General features: G+C 46.9%; 29 protein-coding genes. 18 read left to right on the forward strand and 11 right to left on the reverse strand.

The window, feature by feature from the left end:
* Positions 1–61 precede the first annotated feature (61 nt).
* The gene (locus tag ACQ0PY_RS00475) at positions 62–292 is read right to left on the reverse strand and encodes a helix-turn-helix transcriptional regulator (RefSeq protein ID WP_334262956.1); all 231 of its coding nucleotides are present in this window, start codon (positions 290–292) and stop codon (positions 62–64) included.
* Positions 293–513: 221 nt separating this feature from the next.
* On the opposite strand from ACQ0PY_RS00475, the gene ACQ0PY_RS00480 reads away from it, so the two are divergent.
* A complete protein-coding gene (locus ACQ0PY_RS00480) occupies positions 514–1,089 on the forward strand; it encodes a hypothetical protein (RefSeq protein WP_334262955.1) in 576 nt (191 codons plus the stop codon).
* 35 nt (positions 1,090–1,124) lie between these two features.
* Here the strand turns inward: ACQ0PY_RS00480 and ACQ0PY_RS00485 are convergent, their stop codons facing one another.
* On the reverse strand, positions 1,125–1,502 hold the full coding sequence (locus ACQ0PY_RS00485) for a helix-turn-helix domain-containing protein (protein ID WP_334262954.1): 378 nt from the start codon (positions 1,500–1,502) through the stop codon (positions 1,125–1,127).
* A 246-nt stretch (positions 1,503–1,748) separates the two neighbouring features.
* Between ACQ0PY_RS00485 and ACQ0PY_RS00490 the strand changes: the two genes are divergently transcribed.
* The 3 genes from ACQ0PY_RS00490 to ACQ0PY_RS00500 all read left to right on the forward strand — a co-directional run bounded on the left by ACQ0PY_RS00490 (position 1,749) and on the right by ACQ0PY_RS00500 (position 3,279).
* On the forward strand, positions 1,749–2,312 hold the full coding sequence (locus ACQ0PY_RS00490) for a hypothetical protein (RefSeq protein ID WP_334262953.1): 564 nt from the start codon (positions 1,749–1,751) through the stop codon (positions 2,310–2,312).
* A gap of 71 nt (positions 2,313–2,383) precedes the next feature.
* Complete coding sequence (locus tag ACQ0PY_RS00495) at positions 2,384–2,872, forward strand: hypothetical protein (protein ID WP_334262952.1); 489 nt, start codon at positions 2,384–2,386, stop codon at positions 2,870–2,872.
* Between the two features lie 53 nt (positions 2,873–2,925).
* Complete coding sequence (locus ACQ0PY_RS00500) at positions 2,926–3,279, forward strand: acyl-CoA dehydrogenase (protein WP_334262951.1); 354 nt, start codon at positions 2,926–2,928, stop codon at positions 3,277–3,279.
* Positions 3,280–3,495: 216 nt separating this feature from the next.
* Here the strand turns inward: ACQ0PY_RS00500 and ACQ0PY_RS00505 are convergent, their stop codons facing one another.
* The gene (locus ACQ0PY_RS00505) at positions 3,496–4,563 is read right to left on the reverse strand and encodes an SMEK domain-containing protein (protein WP_334262950.1); all 1,068 of its coding nucleotides are present in this window, start codon (positions 4,561–4,563) and stop codon (positions 3,496–3,498) included.
* 358 nt (positions 4,564–4,921) lie between these two features.
* On the opposite strand from ACQ0PY_RS00505, the gene ACQ0PY_RS00510 reads away from it, so the two are divergent.
* Both ACQ0PY_RS00510 and ACQ0PY_RS00515 read left to right on the forward strand, forming a co-directional pair.
* Positions 4,922–5,593, forward strand: a complete 672-nt coding sequence (locus ACQ0PY_RS00510) for a hypothetical protein (RefSeq protein ID WP_334262949.1) — start codon at positions 4,922–4,924, stop codon at positions 5,591–5,593.
* Positions 5,590–6,699, forward strand: a complete 1,110-nt coding sequence (locus ACQ0PY_RS00515) for a helix-turn-helix domain-containing protein (protein ID WP_334262948.1) — start codon at positions 5,590–5,592, stop codon at positions 6,697–6,699. Before ACQ0PY_RS00510 ends, ACQ0PY_RS00515 begins: the two co-directional genes overlap by 4 nt.
* 397 nt (positions 6,700–7,096) lie before the next feature.
* Here ACQ0PY_RS00515 and mrdB read toward each other — a convergent pair whose 3' ends face one another.
* Positions 7,097–8,209 carry a peptidoglycan glycosyltransferase MrdB gene (gene mrdB / locus ACQ0PY_RS00520; RefSeq protein WP_193543514.1) on the reverse strand — a complete coding sequence of 371 codons (1,113 nt, stop codon included), beginning with the start codon at positions 8,207–8,209 and terminating at the stop codon, positions 7,097–7,099.
* Positions 8,210–8,898: 689 nt separating this feature from the next.
* Between mrdB and nhaA the strand changes: the two genes are divergently transcribed.
* Positions 8,899–10,080 (forward strand): Na+/H+ antiporter NhaA, encoded by a 1,182-nt coding sequence (gene nhaA, locus ACQ0PY_RS00525; RefSeq protein WP_193543515.1) that lies wholly within the window; start codon positions 8,899–8,901, stop codon positions 10,078–10,080.
* 274 nt (positions 10,081–10,354) lie between these two features.
* Here nhaA and ACQ0PY_RS00530 read toward each other — a convergent pair whose 3' ends face one another.
* Positions 10,355–11,617, reverse strand: coding sequence for a tyrosine-type recombinase/integrase (locus ACQ0PY_RS00530; protein WP_334262947.1), 1,263 nt, complete (start codon positions 11,615–11,617; stop codon positions 10,355–10,357).
* A 193-nt stretch (positions 11,618–11,810) separates the two neighbouring features.
* Positions 11,811–12,674 carry a YicC/YloC family endoribonuclease gene (locus tag ACQ0PY_RS00535; protein WP_042998637.1) on the reverse strand — a complete coding sequence of 288 codons (864 nt, stop codon included), beginning with the start codon at positions 12,672–12,674 and terminating at the stop codon, positions 11,811–11,813.
* Positions 12,675–12,798: 124 nt separating this feature from the next.
* Here ACQ0PY_RS00535 and rph point away from each other — a divergent pair, with 124 nt between their 5' ends.
* Together rph and pyrE are read left to right on the forward strand one after the other, a co-directional pair.
* Positions 12,799–13,515: a ribonuclease PH gene (gene rph / locus ACQ0PY_RS00540; protein WP_042998636.1), complete on the forward strand. Its 717-nt coding sequence runs from the start codon at positions 12,799–12,801 to the stop codon at positions 13,513–13,515.
* A gap of 78 nt (positions 13,516–13,593) precedes the next feature.
* Entirely contained in the window at positions 13,594–14,235 is a 642-nt protein-coding gene (pyrE, locus tag ACQ0PY_RS00545) for an orotate phosphoribosyltransferase (RefSeq protein WP_042998635.1), read from the forward strand.
* Positions 14,236–14,274: 39 nt separating this feature from the next.
* On the opposite strand, the gene slmA is transcribed toward pyrE, so the two are convergent.
* From slmA to coaBC, 3 genes are all read right to left on the reverse strand, one after another.
* Positions 14,275–14,871: a nucleoid occlusion factor SlmA gene (gene slmA / locus ACQ0PY_RS00550; RefSeq protein WP_042998634.1), complete on the reverse strand. Its 597-nt coding sequence runs from the start codon at positions 14,869–14,871 to the stop codon at positions 14,275–14,277.
* A gap of 108 nt (positions 14,872–14,979) precedes the next feature.
* Positions 14,980–15,438: a dUTP diphosphatase gene (gene dut, locus ACQ0PY_RS00555; protein ID WP_042998633.1), complete on the reverse strand. Its 459-nt coding sequence runs from the start codon at positions 15,436–15,438 to the stop codon at positions 14,980–14,982.
* On the reverse strand, positions 15,416–16,636 hold the full coding sequence (coaBC, locus tag ACQ0PY_RS00560) for a bifunctional phosphopantothenoylcysteine decarboxylase/phosphopantothenate--cysteine ligase CoaBC (protein ID WP_090050294.1): 1,221 nt from the start codon (positions 16,634–16,636) through the stop codon (positions 15,416–15,418). The genes dut and coaBC overlap by 23 nt, the downstream gene beginning before the upstream one ends.
* Before the next feature lie 173 nt (positions 16,637–16,809).
* Between coaBC and radC the strand changes: the two genes are divergently transcribed.
* From radC to mutM, 4 genes are all read left to right on the forward strand, one after another.
* Complete coding sequence (gene radC / locus ACQ0PY_RS00565) at positions 16,810–17,475, forward strand: RadC family protein (protein ID WP_042998631.1); 666 nt, start codon at positions 16,810–16,812, stop codon at positions 17,473–17,475.
* Positions 17,476–17,741: 266 nt separating this feature from the next.
* The gene (gene rpmB / locus ACQ0PY_RS00570) at positions 17,742–17,978 is read left to right on the forward strand and encodes a 50S ribosomal protein L28 (protein ID WP_002436699.1); all 237 of its coding nucleotides are present in this window, start codon (positions 17,742–17,744) and stop codon (positions 17,976–17,978) included.
* Positions 17,979–17,998: 20 nt separating this feature from the next.
* Positions 17,999–18,166 carry a 50S ribosomal protein L33 gene (rpmG, locus tag ACQ0PY_RS00575; RefSeq protein WP_003024094.1) on the forward strand — a complete coding sequence of 56 codons (168 nt, stop codon included), beginning with the start codon at positions 17,999–18,001 and terminating at the stop codon, positions 18,164–18,166.
* 98 nt (positions 18,167–18,264) lie between these two features.
* Positions 18,265–19,074: a bifunctional DNA-formamidopyrimidine glycosylase/DNA-(apurinic or apyrimidinic site) lyase gene (gene mutM, locus ACQ0PY_RS00580; protein WP_109739701.1), complete on the forward strand. Its 810-nt coding sequence runs from the start codon at positions 18,265–18,267 to the stop codon at positions 19,072–19,074.
* A gap of 25 nt (positions 19,075–19,099) precedes the next feature.
* Here the strand turns inward: mutM and coaD are convergent, their stop codons facing one another.
* Both coaD and waaA read right to left on the reverse strand, forming a co-directional pair.
* Positions 19,100–19,579 (reverse strand): pantetheine-phosphate adenylyltransferase, encoded by a 480-nt coding sequence (gene coaD, locus ACQ0PY_RS00585; RefSeq protein WP_042998629.1) that lies wholly within the window; start codon positions 19,577–19,579, stop codon positions 19,100–19,102.
* 8 nt (positions 19,580–19,587) lie between these two features.
* Positions 19,588–20,865: a lipid IV(A) 3-deoxy-D-manno-octulosonic acid transferase gene (gene waaA / locus ACQ0PY_RS00590; RefSeq protein WP_109739700.1), complete on the reverse strand. Its 1,278-nt coding sequence runs from the start codon at positions 20,863–20,865 to the stop codon at positions 19,588–19,590.
* A gap of 411 nt (positions 20,866–21,276) precedes the next feature.
* Here waaA and rfaQ point away from each other — a divergent pair, with 411 nt between their 5' ends.
* The 5 genes from rfaQ to waaB are packed head-to-tail and all read left to right on the forward strand — an operon-like array spanning position 21,277 to position 26,367.
* Positions 21,277–22,347, forward strand: a complete 1,071-nt coding sequence (gene rfaQ, locus ACQ0PY_RS00595) for a lipopolysaccharide core heptosyltransferase RfaQ (protein WP_072185418.1) — start codon at positions 21,277–21,279, stop codon at positions 22,345–22,347.
* Positions 22,344–23,468, forward strand: coding sequence for a glycosyltransferase family 4 protein (locus ACQ0PY_RS00600; RefSeq protein WP_334262946.1), 1,125 nt, complete (start codon positions 22,344–22,346; stop codon positions 23,466–23,468). The genes rfaQ and ACQ0PY_RS00600 overlap by 4 nt, the downstream gene beginning before the upstream one ends.
* Positions 23,461–24,258, forward strand: a complete 798-nt coding sequence (rfaP, locus tag ACQ0PY_RS00605) for a lipopolysaccharide core heptose(I) kinase RfaP (protein WP_109739698.1) — start codon at positions 23,461–23,463, stop codon at positions 24,256–24,258. Before ACQ0PY_RS00600 ends, rfaP begins: the two co-directional genes overlap by 8 nt.
* Before the next feature lie 50 nt (positions 24,259–24,308).
* Positions 24,309–25,253, forward strand: coding sequence for a WaaS/CpsH family glycosyltransferase (locus ACQ0PY_RS00610; protein ID WP_150547117.1), 945 nt, complete (start codon positions 24,309–24,311; stop codon positions 25,251–25,253).
* 34 nt (positions 25,254–25,287) lie between these two features.
* The gene (gene waaB / locus ACQ0PY_RS00615) at positions 25,288–26,367 is read left to right on the forward strand and encodes a lipopolysaccharide 1,6-galactosyltransferase (RefSeq protein ID WP_054177216.1); all 1,080 of its coding nucleotides are present in this window, start codon (positions 25,288–25,290) and stop codon (positions 26,365–26,367) included.
* Positions 26,368–26,372 lie beyond the last annotated feature (5 nt).

Consider the following 26,372-nt stretch of genomic DNA (forward strand, 5'->3'; position numbering starts at 1 on the left):
CATATCTATGTGCATATAACGTGCTATTAGAGGGATGGGATTTTCTGACCCATAAACGTCATCAAATTTTGGTTTCTGCTAACGACACTTTTTGACGATTGGCAATCCATTGCAGTATTTCCTCTTCTCGCCATGCAACGGCACGTGAGGATTCATTTGTACTGGCGATTCCACCAGTCAAACGAACAGGCTCAGGAAAGTGACCTGCCTTGATCTGGCGATATAGCGTCGCTTTTGAAAAAGCGCAGTATTCAAGGACGGTTTTTAGTTTGATCAGACGTGAGGTGTGCATCGTAAAAGCCCGTTTGGTTTACGCATCCAATTGATGCGGCCAGTCTTTACAGATTTTTTGAAATTTAATTTTTTCACGTAAATATCAATTGGTTGGTTGGGATTTGTTTGTGTGCAGAACGGATTTTTTATCTGATCATCAGATTTTTTACTTGAATGCGTGGCTGCCATGTTAATCTGATGATCAGATCGAAAACTTGTTTGATTCAGGTAGGAAAATACATGGTTAAGAAAGGTGAAATTCGAGAAGAAGTAGAGTTGGCTCATCGGCGTGAGAAGTACATTGAATATCAAAACAGGCGCAAGAAAAAACTGGATAATCTTGGGGATAAAAAGTTATCAATAAGGCTTGATGACTCTCATTATGATAAGCTAATAGAATTATGTGAGATTCTAGGTTATCGTCGCCCAGAGAAAGGGAAATATAACCTTATAGAAACCTATTCGGGAGTTATGAAATATCTATTGAGAGTTTCAGGTCATGTAACAACGTATAAACCAAAAACAGAGGGTTCTCAGAAATTACTGCACTTACATCAACTCGTTAGTCATTTAAAACACGAACAGAATTTAAGTTACAAAGAGATATTGGATGAACTAAATAATAAAGATATTCAGACACCTCTATCACCGCTAGGAAATACAGTGAAACAAGTAAAACATGATGAACTGAGAACTTTAACTAGCAAAGTTAATAAATTTGAAATCAAAAAATTTGTTGAAGAACTTTTATGTGAAGAAAAGATCGTTGAGAAAATGGTAGAAATGGATAAAAAATCCCTTGATTATGAATCTTGAAAGATATTGGCTAAAATAGCCATAGCTTATTGTTGTTATTTTGTGTATTTATCAAGAAACATAATCAATATGCGCCTCTGCTCATGTGTTAAGCGAGGCCATATATTATCAAGTCGACTCTTCAAGTCTGCATCTCTTACAGGTGCGAAATCCTGTTGTTTCAGGACATCATTTTCAAACGTCGAGAAGCAATCAATGAAAAACCAGCTAATCGGTGTGTTGAGCTTAACCGCGATGTTCACGAGATGGGCTACGTTGATCTTGTTTGTTCCACGTTCATAACGCGAAAGCTGTTGGTGGGATATATCCACAAGCTCCGCTAAGTGCTGGGCTGTCATTCCCAGCTCTTTACGACGCATTTGAATGCGTTGGCCTACCTGTTTGTCTGCACTATCTGAGGGTAACTGGGCCATATACTGCTCTTCACTTCCGTAAAATGTCTATAGATGGAAGTTTGTGGCCTTTTTTCTCTTGTATGAACATCATCTATGGATTATAAATGAATTTTGCGCATCTATAGTCGCTGGGTGAAGGGAGCAAGTCTGTGGATACCTCGTAATCTAACGCTTTTGCGGTAACCAACTCCTTGAACTGAAGATGGGATCTTTTTGGTATGTTTATAACAAACTCATAAACGAATATCTTGTTTGGCGTGGCTGATGAAAAAACAGGAAGTATTGATTATTGAATCACGTAGTGATCAGGATATTTATGATGGCAGAGGTGAAGGAGAAACATTAAAGCGTATACTTCAATTACAAGGTGTCAATGCCAAAAGCATTGAGGCTATCAATGAGAAAATGCTCATTAAAGCGTTAAAAATCGCTCAAAGAGAAAATATAAAATATGTCCACATTAGTGCTCATGGATATGATAGAGGCTTTGCTCTAACAGATGATGCTATTATTACATGGCGAGATTTAGATCGACTTGCTTGGCCGATATTAAGAGGGAAATGCATTTGTTTCTCAAGTTGCTCTGTTGGTAATGGTGCAGAAGAGTTATTTACCCTACACAAATCATTCTGCAATGCAATTATTGCCCCAACAAGAGATATTAGCTGGGGGGAAGGCTTGGTGGCATATTCTGCGTTTTACTATCGAGCACAATTACGCGAAAAATCATCTATCCAGAATGTAAAAGTAATGAACCATGTTGTTGGTGCGGGAACGTTCAGGGTTATTGAGTCTCCCTATATATCCTATACATATACAATTGGTTGATTAAGTAATACGAAATGTAAGTAGATCTATGTTATTTATAATGAATAATGTGAGTTAATTTAGGAGGTAGTGTGAATAACGAGCAAGATGAAATTAAGCGCGAAGCGAACGTTCATTCATGGTTATATGGAGTGGGGGGAGCGGGGGTTGTTTCAGGTATAGGCTATATATTCACGCCAGGGGAAATACCTATTCGTTTAATTGTCAGTGCGTTAATTTTTTTACTGCTTTTGTTTCCTATTGTAAAAGTGGTTTTTTATTTTATTTCAAGTGGCCTTAGATGTAAAACCTGTAATGCTTCATATAGTATAAAACTAATAGATACTAAAAGAGAATTTTTATCAGCTATACCCAGGAGTAAAACTCAAAACCACGGCGTGGTTGGTGGGGATACAAGAGGTCCTCATTATGGGAAACAAGTTATTATAAAGTCAAACTGGACAGAAGAGCGATATAATATTACCAATATTTATTCGTGCATTAAGTGTGGGAACACCTATGATACTCAACGTATGGAAACACGAAAACAAGGATATTCCAGTACAAAGTTTTATCGGTAATGATTTGTTGGTAAAAAAATTTTTAATATTTAACGATATATAAAGGAGTAGTAATGAAAAAGATAGTTATAACTTTGTTATTGGCCAGTAGCTTTACTATGGCGCATGCAGCTGAATACGTTAAGCGAAACGGCGCTTTATCGTTGTCGACGGGGAGTGACACTGCTGAATTTAATATTAATGCATCTCACGGTAATGCTTCTGGTGTTTGTAATATGGAGGGCATTGCCGAACGTGTCGGTGCAGGCGCAGGGCAGCGAAATCGTTGGGTTTACAGCGACTCATTGAGTGCATGTGTAGCAGTAATTAGTGAATTGAAAGATGGTTCTGTCAATATTATTACTCGTAGTTGCGAAAACTATTGTGGTGTTTCTGCTATTGGTTCTATGGATGGGAAGTACAAATAGGAATAGTTAACTAGACTGGGAGTGAAACGATGATAATATTTTACTGTATTGAATACAAATCATTTTCGGTGGCTACAATGTTGTAACTGATTTATTTTTGCAGTGAAATGGGGATGCCTATTACAAGCTAGGACGGACATCATGTAACCTTTATCAAATTGTGTATTATGAAGTGGTAAAACGGCCACAATACCATGCGGCCGTTTAAAACAAATATTAGCACAAGTTATCTGAAAGTTTAGAAAAATCACAATTCAAAAAGGCATTCTCAAAATCGTTAAAACTATGTCTATTTAAGTAAAAAATAAGTAATGCGGAGTATATATTTAATTCTGGCTCATACATTCCATAGTTTAGTACAAATTGCATCCTATTTTTTATATATACATCATCACCAACAGTATACATTCCCTGGTAGTCATCTAATTTTTCGACAAGATCATTTAGTTCAAGGAAATTATAGTGATATTCGAAAGAAGATATTGTTTTTTCATCAATATTAAGGCTGCCTAGTACCGTATCAGCATAGACAATAATTTTTTCGTTTTGATGTTTTGGTATTGTAGCAAGTTTAATGATGGAAACAAGAATTTCTCTCGCTTGCCTAGAGCATTTGCTGAGTTGCTTTTGAAAACTATCAATAAAATTGAAAACTTTAAGATAGCCTTCACCTGGGTTATCAGGGAACCACTCATCAGTACAAATAGATTCGTTAAACAACATAAGATCCGCTGGAACTGGAATTGCTGTAGATAGAGAAAAAGAATGCCCTGGAGCTATGCTGAATGCAAAATAACGACTGTATTCATTTTTTAAAGAATCAAGAAATAAGACTTGGAAATCCATACTTTTTTTAAGGACCATACTAACCATATCAAATAAGGTAACATACTCGATATCAGGTGAGGAAAGTTTTACCGATGGATTAATAGGTTCAACTGTTAGTAAGAAGAACCAAATTTTAGGGTAGTTTTGCTTCAGGAGTGCATTATTATTATGCTTGTCGAATGTATTCTGGAACTTTTGCTTTGTTACAGTTGCTGTCATTTGAAGGCCAGTCTTCATCGAAAGGCTACCGTAATCGAAGCCAGGAAAATTTTGCCTGATGCTATTTAAATCTATAAAGTCTGTCCCAAATGCTAAGTTGATTAAGGAAAGCAAAGAGATTTCCTGGTTTTTAGGCAAATCGGTTAACCCATCTCGTGTACTAAGTTTGATCTGTGCATAAAGGGTTGCAGTGAAAAACCTCAACTGCTTAGCAATAAAAGAACTTTCAGATTCCATTTTTTTCTCCAGATATTTACTGAAATATCGCAATAAGTACTCTTTAACTAACAGATTTTACTGTACTTCAGCGCAGTTCTCTATGCTGTTGCTTTAATATTCAATGTACCCCGCTTTTGGCACTGAATGTATAGAGAGTAAGGTCATATGGTCCGCCATGAGGAAGGTGTGGAAGTTCACGATTCTTTCCACTGCTGATAAGGCGCTATAAGCATCGCGGTTGGTTAGTGAGCTGTGAGCAGGTCACGGGAATGTGAAGGAATAAGTTAGAACTGTCATGACTTTTTAGTGTTCACTTCTTGATTTCAACATAATTATTATGTTGAAATCAAGAAGTGAACCTGACGGAGAGACTTTCATGACCATGCCTCATAGTATCTTGTATACCGAAGCTGATTCAGATGTTGTACTTAATGAACTGGGTTTTTCAGAAAACGACATTCATGCAGCTCTAACGTCTGCTTTGTACGAGCGGCGCAAATCCAGCAAGCTTCACCCCGCAGTGGATGCAGGGTTCCGTTTCTGGAGTGAGATGGTTGCCGCGACACGCCGTGTATTGATTGGCAAGGGTAACGGCTGGTCTCCTGAAGTGGTCAAGCGAATGGAAATGGTCGTTAACCCAGCCAGAGGGGTTAATCTGATTATCACCTCGGGTGACAAACACACCGGACGTCCCGATGGATTGCCGAAAACCAAAAATGCAAAAGGTGAGGCAACGCGCTCGATTGTTCACAGCAATCCTGGCACAGTTGATATGTTCCAGACGGATACATTGTATTCAGGCAAATCTGAAATCACGCCCATAGACAGTACCCGCACTTATATCGTCCTGTATTATTATGATGCGGCTGACAAAGAGGTCCGCTGCGAGGTGTCGTACCCAGTAGGAATGGTGAATCAGGACGGATTTGCCCGCGTAAGCGCATGGAGTGAGCGCATTATTTTGAGTCCTCTGCCGTTTGAAGGCGCGGATATTTTCCCTGATGAGGATTTCGATGATGACATATCAATTTCTATTGAAAGCAAATGAGTAACCCTATTGATGACGGCAAACGTCTTTTTAATCCGTCCCGGCTCAAGCTAGCACGGATTAGACGTAAGCTGACCCTTAAAGAACTGGCAGAACAAATGGGGCTCTCCAGCCGTATTGTAATTGAGTACGAAAAAGCCTATTGCCTGTATGAACCCACGCCAGAGACGGTCCAAGCGTACGCTAGGGCTCTGAAATACCCAGAGTCCTTTTTCTTCGGGGATGACGTTGAAACTATCGATCCACTGACGGTTTCATTTCGTTCTTTGCGCACGACAAAAGCCGCCGACCAGCATGCAGCAATTGGAGCTGGTGCGTTAGGGGTTATGCTGAGTGAGTATTTCAGCACCCGCTTCACACTGCCGCAGCCTGATCTGCCGAATCTCCGTGGAAGTGAGTCTGAGGTGGCCGCTCAAACGGTGCGCGAAGCTTGGGGAATTGGTAAAAAGAGTATCACCAACGTTGTTCATCTTTTAGAGAAGCACGGTGTTAAGGTGTTCTGGCTTTCAGAGGAAACGGCGAGTATCGATGCTTTTTCCTTCTGGAAAGATGATGTCCCTTACATCTTCCTCAACACACGCAAGTCAGGTGAACGCAGTCGTTTCGATGCGGCACATGAGCTGGCCCACCTGGTCCTTCACCGTCATGGTGACGTTAAAGGGCAGGATGCTGAACGTGAAGCGGATGCTTTTGCGTCAGCATTTCTGATGCCCCCGGACAACGTGATGGCCGTCAAGATGACGTTCCCGACGTTCGACAAAATCGTGCAGTTGAAATCGCTCTGGAAAGTCTCAGCGATGGCTCTGATTGTTAGAATGCGAAATCTGAACGTGCTGACGGAATGGCAGTATAACAGCCTGATGCGCGATGCAACGGCAAAGGGGTATCGAACCGGTGAGCCGGGAGGAATTGAGCGTGAAAGGTCGCTCATTATTGAAAAAATGATGAACGCTCTGGCGGGTAACGGCATTCACCTAACTCAGTTGAGTGATGCGCTTAACGTGCCTCTTGATGAACTGAGCAGTCTGCTTTACGGTGTGGCGGCAATCAGCGGCGGCAATAGCAGCAAAACCTCACCATCAAAGGCCTCGCTCCGTCTGGTGTGAACAGAAAAGCTACTCATGCTTAGAGCCGCTAGAGACTCTCACTAGCGGCATTTTTAATGCTCTTCTCATTCTTACTCATATACTAGATATCGACCAACGCAACCGAAATACCATGCGGGACTCGGAAAATATAGCGGTATTACACGTAATTCCCTTGACCTGCCCCCACATTGGTAAGTACAGACCGGTCTAGCAACGCCTGTTTCTGGCATAAAGCTGCCAGACGCTGTGTCTGCTATGAGCGAAAATTGGACCTTTTCAGGTGAAGAATATGGTGACTGCTGCAGGCTTTTATCTCGTCACTATTGCAGGGTAATGATTATATTTCGGTTGAACGGAATGCGTTCCGAAGAAAATGCCGCACAGCCGCACAATTGTGCGGCTAGTTCGCCCGGGTTCACACGTTTTTAGAGAGCATCTTACGGTTCGTGTGAACAGCCATAACGATACCAAAACTGGCCATCAGAACAATAAGCGCAGACCCACCGTAGCTGACCAGTGGCAGAGGAACACCAACAACAGGCAGGATACCGCTGACCATACCGATATTCACAAAAACATAGACGAACAGTATTAACATGGCACTTCCGGCCATAACGCGCCCAAAAACTGTTTGTGCCTGAGAGGCTATCCATAGTCCACGCATAATCAATGCAAGATACAGCGCAACCAGTATCAACACTCCCATCATCCCCAGCTCCTCCGCCAACACAGCAAAAATAAAATCAGTGTGCCGTTCCGGCAGAAAGTCGAGTTGGGACTGGGTCCCATGCAGCCACCCCTTTCCGTGAAGTCCACCTGAACCTATCGCTATTTTGGACTGGATTATGTGGTAGCCCGCTCCCAGAGGGTCGGATTCTGGATCAAGAAGCATCAATACTCTTCTCCGCTGGTAGTCGTGCATGAGGAAATACCATAACACTGGCAGAAACGCTCCGAGCGCTGCAATCGCCCCTGCAATCAATTTCCAGTTTAGCCCTGCCAAAAAGAGAACAAACAGGCCTGACAATGCAACCAGTATGGATGTTCCCATATCAGGTTGAATGGCTATCAGTAGAGTCGGACATAGTATCAATATTAAAGCCAGTAATGTGTTTTTCATGCCTGGCGGACTGGTATCCCGGTTGATGAAGCGTGCAACCATTAGCGGTACGGCTATCTTAGCTATTTCTGAAGGCTGAAACCTGACAAAACCCAGGTCCAGCCACCGTTGCGCTCCTTTGGATATTGCGCCAAACGCATCTACCGCGATTAGCAACAAAATGCAGATTATGTAGAGGGCTGGCGCCCAGTTCTCATAAAGCCGGGGGGGAATCCTTGCCATGACGATAAGGACGAAAAGACCCGCAATTATCTGTCCTGACTTACGGATCATCATTCCTTCATCCTGACCACTGGCGCTCCAGATGACCATTTCGCTGTAGCAAAGCAGAGCAAGGATAAGGAGCATAAATACCGGGTCAATATGAAGCTTGTCCCACAGCGATTTACGCGGAGTATCAGAAGTCATAGTGATTACCTGAAAATAAAATGTCCGGCTGATGTGGAGGGGGCCGGACCATAAAATACAATACGTAATGAGGCCACTCTGGCGAGATTGCTGCAATCCATAGATTAGAGTACCGAAAACTGAAGAATCAGGCGGCACAAAACAATGAGCAGTAACCCGGTCATAACCAGAACTGACAGAAAAGCTGTCATGGCTCTTTTTCTAAAAAGCACCTTCTGAGAAAGGGGTAACTGAGTGGTGGATTTTACAGGGTTCATGGCGAAATATCCTGAGTATCGGGAAGGTTAAACTCTGACCCACTCATAGAGGGCAAACAGGAGATATCAGTCCTTCAGTCCTCTGTGAGGCTGCAACATTAATCGTTAGCGGCTTTGATTAATTAGTCGTATGAAATTAATCCTTCAGCATCTCATGATAAACATAAACAGAACCTCAACAGCCATCTCTTAATACTTGTTCTGTTACGAAAATATAATGAAGAGAGCTCTTTACGATACTTTACCTTTACTGGTAAGAGACATGATGATTTCGTGATAAAATATAAAGCATTCTTATGTATCCCTAACTCCCTAATATATAAGATTAATTTGTATGAAATGAAACCATTGCAGCCTGTCATCTCCTTTTTTGCCAGGCTGCAATGGTTTAACTGGTTTCAATACTTTTTTACATATCTTTGGGAGGTATGAATGTCGCAGTATCCATCAGGAATGACCGGTAGGGTCATTAAGCCTGTTTCAGATTTCTTTAGTTCCCCCATAGCGGGGGGGGTCGTGCTGATCCTTGCCTCTCTCGCTGCCATCACAGTAGCCAACTCCCCATTGCGTGCAGGGTACGAGGCTTTACTGGATACCAAAGCCGTTGGGTTGTCAGTAGAGCACTGGATAAATGACGCACTGATGGCGGCCTTTTTTATGATGGTCGGTCTGGAAATCAAACGTGAATTACTGATCGGGCAGTTGTCAACCTGGAGTCAGCGTGCGCTGCCGGGTTTTGCGGCAATAGGGGGAATGGTCGTTCCCGCCCTGATTTATGTCGGACTTAACCGCGCTCACCCCGATACGCTTGCTGGCTGGGCAATACCTGCTGCAACCGACATTGCATTTGCTCTTGGCGTGTTAGCGCTTCTGGGAAGTCGTGTCCCTCCATCCCTGAAAATATTTTTGTCTGCACTGGCGATTCTTGATGATATGGGCGCAGTGACCATTATTGCCCTCTTCTACACCAGCGACATTTCACTTGTAATGTTGGGCGCTGCCGCAGTTATGGTCGCGCTTCTGATTCTACTCAACCGCACCGGCGTAACCCGGTTACTTCCCTACATTCTGACAGGGGCACTACTCTGGTACTTCATGTTACAGTCCGGCGTGCATGCTACAATAGCAGGCATTCTGCTGGCTTTCTGCATTCCGTTAAGAACAAAGGACAGAGATGGCAGAGTGCCACTCGACAGACTTGAACACATTATCAATCCTTGGGTCACCTTCCTGATTCTTCCTTTGTTTGGATTCGCTAATGCCGGCGTCGCGCTTTCGGGAATGACAATGGACGACCTGCTTTCTTCCGTCCCGGTTGGCGTGGCTATGGGACTCTTTCTTGGTAAACAGGTGGGTATTTTTGGCCTTTCCCTGCTTGCTGTTAAACTTGGCATCGCATGTCGACCTGAAAACAGTAACTGGATACAGGTATATGGCGTATCAGTGCTTTGCGGGATTGGCTTTACGATGAGCCTGTTTATCGGAAATCTTGCTTTTGCCGGGAATGAGTTGCTTATCGACGAGGTGAAAGTAGGTGTTCTGGCGGGGTCTCTTCTGGCCGTGATTACAGGTATGTTGATTCTGCGTTTAAGCAGCAATCCTACATCAAGCTAGCTTTCAGGCATTTGAACGACACAGGGTCTGTGTCGTTCAAATTTCATCAATCTGGTTGTTCATCGCTACCTACAACTGTAAAAATCTCTAGCTGTAGTTAATATTTTTGGGCCATTTAGGTAAATGGGCTAATTGTGGTGTCTTTCAATTTTGAGGCTTTGGGTTACTCATCGCAGGGATAGCCATTTCATTCTTCTCCTGATTCGTAATGCTCTAGTTTTGGTCCGCTTATGGCACATAGACGACTATCAAATCGATTATGTGCCAATACTCTTCACACTTTGCTCTTTCTCAACGGCATCACGTTATAACCCTCACCTCTTTCCAAAGAAACAAGCAAGTCAGCCCATAGCTCTAACGCTTGCCTCCTCTCATCAAAATACTGATAACGGTTATATATCCCCTCAACGCCTTTGATCCTGTGATTCAGACAACGCTCTGCAACTACCGGATCAACCCCTAATGCCGCCAGATGCGATCGCGCGGTACGCCGAAAGTCATGAATAGTAAAATTAGGTACACCAGGAAGATTACCCTTTACCTTGCTTAAGGCCACAGGCAATGTGCTTTCTTGTATGTGAGGGATCATACGGTGCTGCATCTTTCTGGCTGGAAGCACCCACTGGCTATTACAGGACATCTGATGCAGCTCTTTTAGCCATTTAAGCGCAGGTGCAGGGATAGGGATATCGATCGCATCGCCATTCTTAACCCGCTCTGCGGGTAAGTGCCAGATAGCTTCATCAAGATCAAACTCCTCCCAGCGTGCCCCGCAAAGCTCCATCTTACGGCAGCAAAACACCAGCAGAAGCTTCATTGTCAGCTCGTTTTGACGTGAGAAGCCTTTTGTCATGGGCATAGCCTGGAAGAGCTTCATCAATTCTTCACGGCTGAGCCAGCGCTCTCTGCTTTGTTCCTGTCCGCCAGCATCTGAGATTTCAAAAGCACTAGTAGGATTGCTTTCAAGCATATGTCGTTTGATACCGTAATCAAAAATACGGCGAGTCCATCGAAGCACGTCATTGGCGACTGTCGGAGCGCCACGCTGGACGATTTTTTGCAGCATATCGTCGATATGCCAGGGTTTGACATCTTCGATTCTGTGATGCCCGATTGTTGGATTGATGTCTTTGTCTATACGACGGCGCAGAATGTCAGGATGCTTCCACCGATTGAGAATCTGACGTTCAAAGTATTCCGCAGCTAGTTCTGAAACACGGAGCGCATGTTTCTCTTCTTCCATCTTCTTCAGCGCTTCAGCTTTACGTTCTTGCTTCTCTCCCGCTACGTCATGTCCCAGAGCAACACGAGCGGAAAGCTCTTTTGCGATTTCTCGCGCTTTCGCGAGCGAAATGCTGGAGTAATAGCCAATCAGCATAACTCTGGCTTTGCCCGCCATTTTGTAGCGAAATCGCCAGAATGGGGCGCTATAAGTCTCTGGAAAACATATGTATAACCCATTCCCGTCAGAGCGACCCGCAAAGTGCTCATTGTTTCTAATCCATGTACGGATTTGTATGTCTGTCAGTTTTCCCATATGTCTCTCATCATCAGAGGGGGTGTACTTAAATGTGTGTACTTAAACCTGAATAAGTACACCTTTAAGTACACGCAGAACACGCGCTGTAGTGATACGATATGAGACTATATAAAACAAAAAAGGCCATGATTTACAATGGCCTTTTTATCCTGACGAGACTTAGTGAGACAACGCGAGATCGCGTGAAACGTTACTCGATATTCTGGATCTGCTCGCGCATTTGCTCGATTAAAACTTTCAGTTCGATGGCGGAATTGGTCACTTCCGCATTAATGGATTTTGACGCCAGCGTATTCGATTCTCGATTGAATTCTTGCATCATGAAGTCCAGACGGCGGCCTACTGCCTCTTTTTTCTTCAGGATGTTGTAGGTTTCTTTAACGTGGGCGTCCAGGCGATCCAGTTCTTCTGCCACATCAATGCGCTGTGCCATCAGGACCAGTTCTTGTTCCAGACGGTTGTTTTCCAGTTGGACCTGAGCGTCTTCAAGCTTAGCGACCAGACGCTCGCGCTGCCATTGCAGAATTTCTGGCATATGGGCGCGGACCTTAACAACTTCAGCGCTGACACCTTCCAGACGTTGTTCGATCAGCGTTTTCAGTGCCTGACCTTCCGTTTCGCGGGCAACGATGAAATCGTCGAGCGTGCCGTCGAGTGCGGTCAGGATTTCTGCAGCAATGGCGTCCAGATCCTGCTCCTGTGCTGCCATAACACCGGGCCAGCGCAGGATATCGACCGGATTGATTTCCCCTTCATCACTCTGCATTTTGACCCAGTTAGCCGCATTCACGAGTTGTTTTGCGAGCTTTTCATTCAGGATGAGCTCGCCCTGCGCGCTGGCATCGGGTTCAAAGCGCAGCATGCATTCGACTTTACCGCGCGTCAGGCGCGTACGAATGCGTTCACGAACAACAGGCTCAAGGCTACGGAACTGTTCCGGCAGACGAAAGTAAGTTTCCAGATAACGCTGGTTTACCGAGCGCATTTCCCAGGTGGCGCTACCCCATTCACCCTTGATTTCACGCCGGGCGTAGGCGGTCATACTGCGGATCATAGACGTTCCTGTTTTTAAAGGAGAGATGGGAGGATTATAGCCATCCCGGCCTTGTCAGGATAGGAATAACCGCCGGAAGTCCGTATAATGCGCAGCCACATTCGTTTAAGCCGGAGATCTCAATATGCGTCCAGCAGGCCGTAGCGCTAATCAGGTGCGTCCCGTAACCCTGACCCGTAACTATACAAAACACGCTGAAGGCTCGGTGCTGGTCGAATTTGGAGATACCAAAGTGCTGTGCACGGCCTCGATTGAAGAAGGCGTACCGCGTTTTCTGAAAGGTCAGGGCCAGGGCTGGATCACCGCTGAATATGGCATGTTGCCGCGTGCAACGCATACCCGTAACGCGCGCGAAGCCGCAAAAGGCAAGCAGGGCGGCCGTACAATGGAAATTCAGCGTCTGATCGCCCGTGCGCTGCGCGCTGCAGTCGATCTCAAAACGTTGGGTGAATTTACTATCACCCTGGACTGCGATGTGATCCAGGCCGATGGCGGCACGCGTACCGCTTCCATTACCGGTGCCTGTGTGGCGCTGGCAGATGCGCTGAACAAACTGGTGGCCAGCGGTAAGCTGAAAACCAATCCGATGAAAGGGATGGTTGCTGCGGTATCCGTGGGGATCGTTAACGGCGAAGCGCTCTGCGATCTAGAGTACGTTGAAGACTCAGCGGCGGAAACCGACATGAACGTGGTGATGACCGAAGATGGACGAATCATTGAGGTGCAGGGGACGGCAGAAGGTGAGCCGTTCAGCCATGAAGAACTTCTCACCTTGCTGGCACTGGCCCGAGGGGGAATCGAATCCATTGTTGCGACGCAGAAGGCGGCGCTAGAGAATTGATTTTAAGGCGACCAATGAGTCGCCTTTTTTTTGTCCGTAGATTTTGTCAACGATGAAAGTGAAATGAGGAGCGAATCCATGAAACCCTATCAACGCCAGTTTATTGAGTTTGCGCTTAACAAACAGGTACTCAAGTTTGGCGAGTTCACGCTGAAATCCGGGCGCAAGAGCCCCTATTTCTTCAACGCCGGCCTGTTTAATACCGGGCGCGATCTGGCACTGTTAGGCCGTTTTTACGCTGAAGCATTAGTGGATTCTGGCATTGAATTTGATCTGCTTTTTGGCCCGGCTTACAAAGGCATTCCCATTGCGACGACCACGGCGGTCGCGCTGGCGGAACATCATGACAAAGACCTGCCGTACTGCTTTAACCGCAAAGAAGCCAAAGATCACGGAGAAGGTGGCAATCTGGTTGGCAGCGCATTACAAGGCCGCGTGATGCTGGTAGATGATGTGATCACCGCTGGTACGGCCATCCGGGAATCGATGGAAATCATCCAGGCCAATGGTGCAACGCTGGCTGGTGTGCTGATCTCTTTGGATCGTCAGGAACGCGGACGTGGCGAGATTTCTGCCATTCAGGAAGTCGAGCGCGATTATGGCTGTAAGGTGATTTCCATCATCACCCTGAAAGACCTGATTGCCTATCTGGAAGAGAAGCCGGAAATGGCAGAGCATCTGGCAGCGGTGCGGGCGTATCGGGAAGCGTTCGGCGTTTAACGTGAGTGGCCGGATAACGCGTGCGCTATCCGGCAAACATTACTGCAGTTGCGCGGCGAGCAGTGGCCAGCGGGCATCAAAATCATCCGTAGGACGGTATTTGAATTCGCTACGCACAAAGCGCGACAGCATACCTTCGCAGAAGGCGAGCAGTTGACTTGCCAGTAACGTTTCATCCGTCACGTACCCTTCACCTTCACGCATCCGCTTTTCCCGCAATACCTGGCGCAGTTGTGCTTCAATGCGTTCGAACAGTTGGTTGATACGTCCTTGCAGGCGATCTTGTTCAAACATCAACGCATGTCCAGTCAGGATGCGCGTCAGGCCAGGATTGCGTTCGCCGAAACCCAGAATCAATAACACAATCAGGCGCACACGCGCGTGAGTATCTTTTTCATCTTTCAAAATCAAATTGATACGGGTGATCAGACTGTCTTCGATAAACTCAATCAGGCTATCGAACATGCGGGTCTTGCTGGGAAAGTGGCGATACAATGCCGCTTCGGAAACGCCGACAGAAGCCGCCAGTTTTGCTGTTGTGATGCGCTGGCTTCCATCACTGGATTCCAGCATCAGCGCCAGAGACTGAAGTATTTCTTCGCGACGATTCCTTTTCGCAGTTTGTTTTTCTGCCATGTTACAAAATACCCCTGAAAATAAGCACTTGCAGGCGAGCATCCACACTATGACCGCAAACCCAGGGCTTGCGGTGATGTTATGACGTTATCGGGATGCGTAACTTTCTTACTTACGACCGGAATGGCCGAAACCGCCTTCACCACGGTGGGTGGCATCAAACTCTTCCACCAGATTAAATTCGGCCTGCACGACTGGCACAAAGACCATCTGTGCGATACGTTCGCCCGGCTCAATGGTAAAACTGTCCTGACCACGGTTCCAGACGGATACCATTAGCTGCCCCTGATAGTCAGAATCAATCAACCCCACCAGGTTGCCCAGCACGATACCATGCTTATGGCCCAGACCCGAACGCGGCAGGATGACGGCAGCCAGAGACGGATCGGCGATGTGAATAGCCAGCCCGGTTGGCAGCAGCGTGGTTGCGCCCGGCGCCAGTTCTACGGCGTCATCGAGACAAGCCCGCAGGTCAAGTCCGGCGGAGCCGGAGGTGGCATACGTCGGCAGCGGGAATTGCTTGCCGACACGCGGGTCCAGAATCTTAACGTCGATTTTTTTCATCATAACGGGTCACGATCTCGTCGAGTAATAATTGGCCCAGGAGTGCTTTGCGCTCAAGCGGTAAGACTTTATCTCCATCCTGCCAGAAAAGGTGTAAAGCGTTGCTGTCGCTATTAAACCCTTGAGTTGAAAGCGAAACATCGTTTGCACAGATCAAATCAAGGTTTTTACGGATACGTTTTTGCCGGGCATATTCTTCCACATTATTCGTTTCCGCGGCAAACCCAACGACATAGGGGCGATGGTCTTTACGTGCGGCAACCCCGGCGATGATGTCTGGGTTCTTGACCATTTTTATTGTTAATTCATCACCTTGTGTTGCTTGTTTCTTAATTTTTTCCTGGGCGACAATTGCGGCGCGATAGTCTGCTACGGCAGCGCAGCCGATAAAAATATGTTGCTGTTGGACGGCGGATTGTACCGCCGCTTCCATTTCCAGAGCGGTCATCACATCAACACGCTGTACAAAAGGCGGCGTGGGTAATGATACCGGGCCGGCGACCAGCGTAACGTTCGCCCCGCGACGGGCTGCGGCGGCGGCGATGGCAAACCCCATTTTGCCGGAGCTGTGGTTGGAAATGTAGCGCACCGGATCGAGCGGTTCGCGCGTCGGGCCCGCGGTAATCATGATGTTAAGATGTTGCAGATCGTTGACAGGGACGAAATGTGCCGCGGCCATATCGACAATCGTTAAAGGATCCAGCATACGGCCCGGCCCTACATCACCGCATGCCTGGCTGCCGCTGTCTGGTCCCCAGATGAGCAACCCACGAGAAGCCAGAACGCCCAGATTATGCTGCGTTGCCGCAGCCCGGTACATCTGCTGGTTCATTGCCGGTAAAACAGCAACGGGCGCAGGGGTAGCCAGACAAATCGTAGACACCAGATCGTTTGCCATGCCGGCTGCGACACGCGCGATAAGATCTGCGGTGGCCGGGGCGAGAATCACCAGGTCGGCCCATTTTCCTAACTCAATATGGCCCATTGCGGCCTCTGCCGCGGGATCCAGCAGGCTGTCGGAAACGGGATACCCGGAAACCGCCTGTAAGCTGAGTGGGGTAATAAAGGCTTTAGCCGCCTCGGTCATTGCCACACGGACATCAGCGCCGCGTTCGCGCAGACGACGCACCAGTTCAGGGGTTTTGTAGGCAGCAATGCCGCCGCTGACGCCGAGAACGATTTTTTTACCGGCCAGGCTCATCATGATCATTCCTGTTGGATTACACCAGAAGGCGGATATTTTATCACAATCCGTAAACTGTCGTGCGTTCACCCATGAATCACTTTGCGAGGCGCTACGCAGGAGTGAAAATTGTACGTCGATTCCCCCTACGGGCCGTGCCACCATGCATGCTGGCATGAGGAGGTGTGGGGATGGAAACTGCTGAATATGTGCTGCCGAGGGAAAAACTGTTGGCGCTTGGGGTCGATACGCTGACGGATGACGAACTACTGGCGCTCTTCTTACGGACCGGAACGCCCGGGAAAGATGTCTTTGCACTGGCAAAAGAGATCCTGGAACATTTTGGCTCTCTTTATAGCTTGTTGACGGCGGACTACTCTCAATTCAGCGCGGTGACAGGGATTGGCGTAGCAAAGTATGCGCAGCTTAAAGGCATCGCGGAACTGGCCAGGCGCTTTTATGAAGTGCAAATAAAAGGTACGAACCCATTACTCAGCCCGGTGTTAACACGGGATTTTTTGCAGAGCCAATTAGCGGGGGAGGCGCGGGAAGTTTTCATGGTGGTTTTTCTCGATTCTCAACACCATGTCATTAAACATAGCCGCCTTTTCTCTGGCACACTCACCCATGTTGAGATCCATCCGCGTGAAATTATTCGTGAAGCGATAAAAATCAATGCATCTGCGGTGATCCTTGCCCATAATCATCCGTCGGGGTGTGCAGAGCCGAGCAAAGCGGATAAACTTATCACCGAGCGTGTCGTAAAATGCTGTCAGTTCATGGATATCCGTGTGCTTGATCACCTTGTCATTGGACGCGGAGAGTACGTTTCGTTTGCGGAACGAGGTTGGATTTGACGCACTTTGCGCGATCCATCGGGATCTTTGTCTGTTCGGGACTTGAGCACATCGCTGACTCAGCGTATACTACGCCACCTTTGAGAATCTCGGGTTTGGCATTTGGGCCTGGCAATCGAGTGTTCACTTAGACACCCAATCATTCACGTTGCGTTAAGGCAGCTTGAAGGGTGAGGTGTAGAACCGCGATGACCGGGCTGTAAAGCCTGACGAGGCGCCGATACCCCATACGAAGCTCGAGCTAATTTGATTTTTGGAGAATAGACATGTCCCGAGTCTGCCAAGTTACTGGCAAGCGTCCGGTGACCGGTAACAACCGTTCCCACGCACTGAACGCGACTAAACGCCGTTTCCTGCCTAACCTGCACTCTCACCGTTTCTGGGTTGAGAGCGAAAAGCGTTTTGTCACCCTGCGTGTATCTGCTAAAGGTATGCGTGTAATTGATAAGAAAGGCATCGATACAGTTCTGTCTGAACTGCGTGCCCGTGGCGAAAAGTACTAAGTACTAAGAGGAAATAAATCATGGCTAAAGGTATTCGTGAGAAGATCAAGCTGGTTTCTTCTGCTGGTACTGGTCACTTCTATACCACCACGAAGAACAAACGTACTAAGCCGGAAAAACTGGAACTGAAAAAATTCGATCCAGTTGTCCGTCAGCACGTTCTCTACAAAGAAGCGAAAATTAAGTAAGTCTCGCTTTGCTGTAATGAAAAACCTCGCTTCGGCGGGGTTTTTTGTTTTCTGGCCATCCCCATATTAGTGAGACCTGATACACAGCCGGAGACGTTATGCCTGAATTACCTGAAGTCGAAACCAGCCGCCGCGGTATTGAACCGCATCTGGTCGGGGCAACCATTCTGCATGCCAATGTGCGTAATGGACGTCTGCGTTGGCCGGTATCAGAAGAGATCTACCGTCTGAGCGACAAACCGGTGCTCAGCGTTCAGCGCCGTGCGAAATACCTTCTGCTGGAGCTACCCGATGGCTGGATCATCATTCACCTGGGGATGTCAGGCAGTCTACGTATCCTTCCTGAAGAACTGCCGGCAGAAAAACATGACCATGTCGATTTAGTGATGAGTAACGGTAAAGTCCTGCGCTACATCGATCCCCGTCGCTTTGGTGCCTGGCTGTGGACGAAAGAACTGGAAGGGCACAACGTACTGGCGCATCTCGGTCCTGAACCGCTAAGCGATGCTTTCAACGGCGAATACCTGCAACAGAAATGTGCGAAGAAGAAAACGGCGATTAAACCCTGGTTGATGGATAATAAGCTGGTCGTGGGGGTCGGAAATATCTACGCCAGTGAATCCCTGTTTGCTGCGGGTATTCATCCTGACCGTCTGGCGTCGTCATTGTCGCCGGCTGAATATGAACTGCTGGTGCGCGTGATTAAGGCCGTTCTGCTGCGTTCAATAGAACAGGGGGGAACGACGCTGAAAGATTTTCTGCAAAGCGATGGTAAACCGGGCTATTTTGCTCAAGAGTTGCAGGTCTATGGCCGTAAAGGTGAGCCATGCAGAGTGTGCGGAACGCCGATCGTAGCATCGAAACACGCGCAGCGTGCGACGTTCTATTGCCGTCAGTGCCAGAAGTAAGACGGGGCGTCCCGGATGCGGGGCGCTATTTGAGCTTTGCCAACAGCGCCTGATGAATATTCTCGGGAAGGAAGTGGGTGACATCACCCTGATGGCGGGCCACTTCTTTCACCAGTGACGATGAGATGAAGGACCACTCTTTAGAAGGCATCAGAAAGACGCTTTCCAGCTCTGGCATCAAATGCCGATTCATGTGGGCCAACTGCATTTCGTATTCAAAATCCGCGACGGCGCGCAATCCACGAATCAGGATGTTGGCCTGTTGCTCACGCGCAAAGTTGGCCATCAGATCGCTAAAACCTAGCACTTCAACGCCAGACAGATGGGCAGTGGCCTGCTGAGCCAGCGCGACACGTTCTTCAAGGCTGAACATCGGTTTTTTACCGGGACTTGCCGCAATCGCCAGAATGACATGATCAAACATCTGCGTAGCACGCGTGATGATATCGATATGGCCGTTCGTCAACGGATCAAAAGTACCTGGATAAATCGCCCGTTTTTGCATAACAGCCCTCAATGCGTTTTCGGTGGCAGATAAGGTTCCAGCAGCTGTAGCAGGCGCTGTAACGCCCCCTGGTTTTGATAGAGAACTTCAACTGCGTGACGACCATAGAAATTACGATAATCGGCATCGGTCAGTAAAGAGGAAACCTCTTTGGCAAGACTTGTGGCGTCCGTGACCGTAATCAAACCGCTGGCCTGCTCCAGACGGGCGCAAATATCTTTGAAATTGAAGGTATGGGGTCCCATTAGCACCGGAATTGCGTGTGCCGCGGCTTCCAGCGGGTTATGTCCGCCACGTTCAACCAGTGATCCTCCGACAAATGCCAGATCCGCAATTCCGTAAAGCAGCATCAGTTCACCCATCGTGTCACCTACAACGACCAGGGTACTGGCCGAGGGGACTTCGCCGGAGGAACGGGTGGTATAGCTTAGCCCGGCTTCACGCACGAGGTTAATCGCATCCGGGAAGCGTTCCGGATGACGCGGGACCAGAATCAACAGCAGGTTGGGGAACTGGTGTAACAATGCCTGATGCGCGGCGATGATAATACTCTCTTCACCATCATGAGTACTGGTTGCGATCCACACCGGGCGATGCGGCGCCCACTGGCGACGCAGCGTAACAGCTTTTGCGGCAAGCTGTGGCGTCACGGAAATATCGAACTTCAGACTGCCGGTGACGGTCACCTGATTGTTCTTCGCGCCCAGCGTCACAAAGCGCTGACCATCCTCTTCATTTTGCGCTGCAATTAGCGTAATACGACGAAGGATTCGGCGGATAAATTTCCCCAACTTCGCGTAACCGTCAGCGGAGCGGGCAGAAAGACGCGCATTGGCGATGACCAGTGGAATATGCCGTTTATGAAGCGCGGCAATCAGGTTCGGCCATAGCTCCGTTTCCATAATCAGCACCAGCTTAGGATCAACCTTGTTCAGAAAGCGACTCAGCGCATCGGGTAAATCGTAAGGCAGGTAGACGTGCTGAACATCGCTACCGAAGGCTGACTGGACACGCTCGGAGCCGGTTGGCGTCATCGTGGTGACCGTGATCGGTAGATCGGGGTAGCGATGTCGCAGGGCGCGAACCAAAGGAATGGCTGCCAGTGTTTCGCCGACAGAGACGGAATGGAGCATAATCCCGCCCGGTTTCAGGGGGCGACGGTAAAAACCGTAGCGTTCACCCCAGCGTTTACGGTAGGCCGGGGCCTTACGTCCGCGCACCCAAAGCCGTATCCAGATCAAAGGCTGAATAAGGTAGAGAAGGGCGGTGTAAAGCAATTCGAGCATAGTAAATAGCTGACTTATGGATGTGCTGGGGATTCTATGTATTTAGCCAGGGCTTTACCATTACTTTTCCTGTTTTTGACTTAAATAGCTTTAAGTCCGACTTATTCCGCCAGCCCGGCTCATCTTTTTTGAATTTTTATGCCATTTATTGATTTTTACTGCTATTGCCGTTGTTAACCGAGCCAATCGGTGACGAAAAAAACGATGCTCAGGTTAATATCGATTTGATTTAAAAAAGAAAAACACCCACTTTGCGGTTAATTTATTCGAGTCGGATCGCAGCGAAAGAAGTGATACACTAGCGCGTAAAAGTCAGTGCAATATCAGTGATCGGGTAGCTGTTGAGCCTGGGGCGGTAGCGTGCTGTTTTCTGCTTAACTTTATCGGACAATCACAACAAAAGAGTCGCGTGTGGAAAAGCCTTTTCGAAAAATTCTGGTCATCAAGATGCGTTTCCACGGGGATATGCTATTAACCACTCCCGTTATCAGTACGCTGAAGCAGAACTATCCTGACGCCAAAATCGATATGCTTCTTTACCAGGATACGATGCCTATTTTGTCGGAAAACCCCGAGATTAATACCCTTTATGGCATCAGTAATAAGGGAACAGGGGCGGCAGAGAAAATTAAAAATACGCTTTCGCTGATTAAGACCTTACGCAACAACCAATATGATCTGGTCATCAACCTGACCGATCAGTGGATCGTGGCGCTGATTGTCCGTTTTTTACACGCAAAAGTAAAAATATCCCAGGATTTCGCCAACCGGCAGTCTGCATTCTGGAAACAGAGTTTTACCCATCTCGTTCCCTATTCCGGCGAACACGTTGTCGAACGTACGCTGTCAGCACTCAAACCGCTGGGGCTGGAGCATATTGTTACTGAAACGACGATGAGCTATCGACCTGAACACTGGGAGAATATGCGTCGGCAGTTGCGCCAGCTTGGCGTGACGCATCAGTATGTGGTGATTCAACCTACGGCAAGGCAGTTATTTAAGTGCTGGGATAATGACAAATTTTCCCGCGTCATTGATGCTCTTGAACGTCGTGGTTATCAGGTCGTGCTGACGTCCGGCCCTTCTGCTGACGATTTAGCCTGTGTGGAAGAGATTGCGCTGGGGTGCGAAACCAAACCGGTAACCGGGCTGGCAGGTAAAACCCGATTCCCGGAATTAGGCGCGCTGATTGATCATGCCGCCCTTTTTATTGGCGTTGATTCAGCCCCAGGGCATATCGCCGCGGCGGTCAAAACGCCGGTGATATGTCTATTTGGCGCGACAGACCATGTCTTCTGGCGCCCCTGGACTGACAATATTATTCAGTTCTGGGCAGGGGACTATCAGCCGATGCCTAAACGATCTGAGCTGGACCGTAACAAAAAATATATGTCCGTTATTCCCGTTGAGGATGTGATTGCGGCAACGGAAAAACTGTTGCCGCAGAACGCGCAAATTATCGAAATGGATGCGCCAGTATGATCGTGGCTTTTTGTTTGTATAAGTATTTTCCGTTCGGCGGACTACAACGTGACTTTATGCGCATTGCGCAAACCGTCGCAGCCCGAGGTCATCAGGTCCGTATTTATACCCAATCGTGGGACGGAGAATGCCCGGATGCTTTTGAGCTCATTCGTGTACCGGTTAAATCGCGGACCAACCATGGGCGTAATGCGGAATATTATGCCTGGGTACAGGCGCATTTGCGTGAGCATCCCGTTGACAGGGTCGTAGGGTTTAACAAGATGCCAGGCCTGGATGTCTATTTTGCCGCGGATGTCTGTTATGCCGAAAAAGTTGAGCAAGAAAAAGGCTTTTTCTATCGTCTGACCTCCCGTTATCGTCATTATGCGGCGTTTGAACGGGCAACGTTTGAACAGGGTAAACCGACGCAGTTATTAATGCTGACGGATACGCAGATTGCTGATTTCCAGAAGCATTATCAAACCGAAGCGGAGCGTTTTCATATTCTCCCTCCGGGGATTTACCCGGACAGAAAATACAGTGCGCAAATCCCGAATGCCCGTGAAATCGTTCGCCAGAAGAACGGTATTTCGGAGCAGCAAAACTTACTGTTGCAGGTTGGCTCTGATTTTACCCGCAAAGGGGTGGATCGTTCGATTGAAGCACTTGCGTCACTTCCGGCGGCGCTGCGGCATAACACACTTTTGTATATTGTCGGTCAGGATAAGCCACGCAAATTTGAAGCGCTGGCAGAAAAACGCGGCGTGCGCAGTAATGTACATTTTTTCTCCGGACGCAATGATGTCGCGGAGTTGATGGCTGCCGCCGATTTGTTACTGCACCCGGCCTATCAGGAAGCGGCAGGTATTGTTCTGCTGGAGGCGATTACTGCTGGCTTGCCAGTGTTGACCACGGCCGTTTGCGGTTATGCGCATTATATTACGCAGGTTAACTGTGGCGATGTCATTGAAGAACCCTGGCGGCAGGACGCGTTGAACGACATTTTGCGTAAAGCGCTGACCCAGCCGTCATTGCGTGCAGCGTGGGCAGAAAACGCGCGGCATTATGCGGATACGCAAGATTTGTACAGTCTGCCGGAAAAGGCGGCGGACATTATTACAGGTGGTCTGGATGGTTGAATTGAAAGAACCGTTAGCCACATTATGGCGCGGGAAAGACGCGTTTGAGGAAGTCAAAACGCTGCAGGGTGAAGTCTTCAGGGAGCTGGAAACTCGTCGTACGCTGCGATTTGAACTGGCGGGGAAAAGCTATTTCCTTAAATGGCATCGGGGTACTTCTCTCAAGGAAATTGTCAAAAACCTTCTCTCGCTGCGGATGCCGGTTTTGGGCGCTGACAGAGAATGGAACGCTATTCATCGCCTCCAGGATTTAGGCGTGGATACGATGTATGGAGTTGGTTTCGGTGAGAAAGGGCTCAACCCTCTGACCAAAACGTCGTTTATTATTACCGAAGATCTCACGCCGACCATTAGTCTGGAAGACTATTGTGTGGATTGGGCAACGAATCCACCGGACGTCAACGTCAAGTGGATGATTATTGACCGTGTGGCCACGATGGTGCGCAAGATGCACGCTGGTGGAATCAATCACCGTGATTGCTATATCTGCCACTTCCTGCTGCATCTGCCTTTTTCAGGCAATAAAGAAGACTTAAAGATTTCGGTTATTGATCTACACAGGGCACAGATTCGTACGAAAGTTCCTCGCCGCTGGCGTGATAAAGACCTGATTGGCCTCTATTTTTCGTCGCTAAACATCGGGTTGACACAGCGGGATATCTGGCGGTTTATGCGGGTTTATTTTGATGCTTCGCTGAAAACGATTCTGCACGAAGAATCGAACCTGATATCACATGCCGAGACAAAAGCTGTGCAAATCAGAGAGCGGACACAACGTAAAGGTCTATGATTTAGATTTTTTATTTGTGTATTTATAAAACACTGATAGTGTGATCTTAGATGACAGTATATTTTATAAACTGGAAAGCTGATTATGAACTAAACATGATTGGTTACCTACAAAAACATTATCAGGTAGCTAATATTTCAGTCCCATCCCGGTATGTGTGGGTTGCAAAAAAAATAAGAAAACTAGACATCAATACCAATTGGTTGGGGAAGCAGTTTATTAAAACCTATCTCCAGGGGTTGGAATCGCACGACATTGCCGTATTTAATGATAGTGTTATAACTAAAGGCATCACCCCTCAAATCATTACTAATCTAAAATGTCATAAAGTTCTTCTGTTAAGAAACTCTGTGAATGAGTCATTTATTGAAAAACATGCAGACTCTTTTGATTTTATTTATGATTTTGAGCGAAAGGATATTAAGGTTCAAAAAGTAAAACATTTAGAGCAATTTTTCCCTGTTGGACTCCATGAAGTAACACAGTATATTTCTGATGAAAGAAGAAACGAAAAATCAGTTTGCTATTTCTTGGGTAAAGATAAAAACAGGTTAAAGTTATTAACGGAACTTGCAAGCACGTTAATGTCATACAATGTCACCCTGGATTTTAACGTTGTCGGTGATGATAACAGCAAGTATGATTCGAGTTATATAATAAATAAACCTTTATCCTTTAATGAAAATTTAAAACGCTCGTTGGCATCAGATGTACTTATTGACATAACACGGGAAGATCAAACTGGCTGGACTTTACGTATATTAGAAGCCCTGTATTTTAATAAAAAAGTAATCACCAATAATAAAAGTATATTGAATTCTGATATATATGTAAAAGAACGTTTCTTTATCCTAGGATATCATGTGTGGGATCAGTTTGAGTCTTTTCTTGATGCGCCTGTCGAGCCTGTTACACATGATATTTTATATAAATACAGTCCTGACTGCATGTTGGAAACGATAATCAACGAATTCAAGAACAATGAGTATCAATAACGATGGCTCAATATTTAATGTAAAGCAAAAAATTATGAAAATCGCATTTATTGGCGAAGCTGTGTCCGGGTTTGGTGGAATGGAAACGGTCATCCGGGATGTTATCAACAACTTTCAGGCTGAACATTCTGCAATCCAGTGTGAGATGTTTTTCTTTTGCCGACATGACAAAATGGATAAGGCATGGTTAAGCGGTATTAACTACTCATGCTCTTTCTCCACTATCCGTCTGGGCTTTTTACGTCGGGCAAAGCATATCCACACGTTTAGCCACTGGCTAAAGAAAACAGAACCCGATGTGGTGATCTGTATTGATGTGCTGTCTTGCCTGTTCGCCAGTAAAGCGCGGAAGAAAGCAGAGCAGAATTTTACGATATTCTCCTGGCCACATTTTTCGCTGGATCATAAAAAACACGCCGAATGTGTTAGCTGGGCAGATTATCATCTGGCAATCAGTAGTGGTATCAAACACCAGATGATCGAACGGGGTATTGATCAAAAAAATATTACCGTTGTTTATAATCCCGTTTCCAGAAAGTCAGAAATTATTCCACAACCAGAAAAAGGCCAACCCGCAGTCTTTCTGTATGTCGGAAGGATGAAGTTTGAAGGGCAAAAAAGGATTAAGGATCTGCTGGATGGATTATCCCATGCGGAAGGCGAATGGCGGTTGCATGTCGTTGGTGACGGTTCAGATTTTGAAAAATGTCAGTCCTATGGACGAGAACTGGGGATTGATAATCGTATTACCTGGCATGGTTGGCAGGTCAATCCATGGCAGGTAGTTCGAAATGACATTAAAAAAGTATCGGCATTGTTGCTCACGTCATCCTTTGAGGGATTTGGCATGGCGATACTTGAAGCCATGTCGTATGGCATTCCTTGCATTAGCTCTGACTGTATGTCTGGTCCACGGGATATGATCAAACCGGGTATCAATGGTGAATTGTATCCTCCGAAGGATCTCCAACAGTTTACTCATCTGCTCAATCAAATCCTCTCAGGTCAGATGAAGTATGATAGTCATCTTATTCCTGAGACGATAGAAAACTTCTATAATGAAGTCTATTTCCAGCATTTAAGAAGTGCGATATTTTCCAAAATCAATAAGTGATCACT

The organism is Citrobacter sp. LST-B2 (assembly GCF_057983045.1).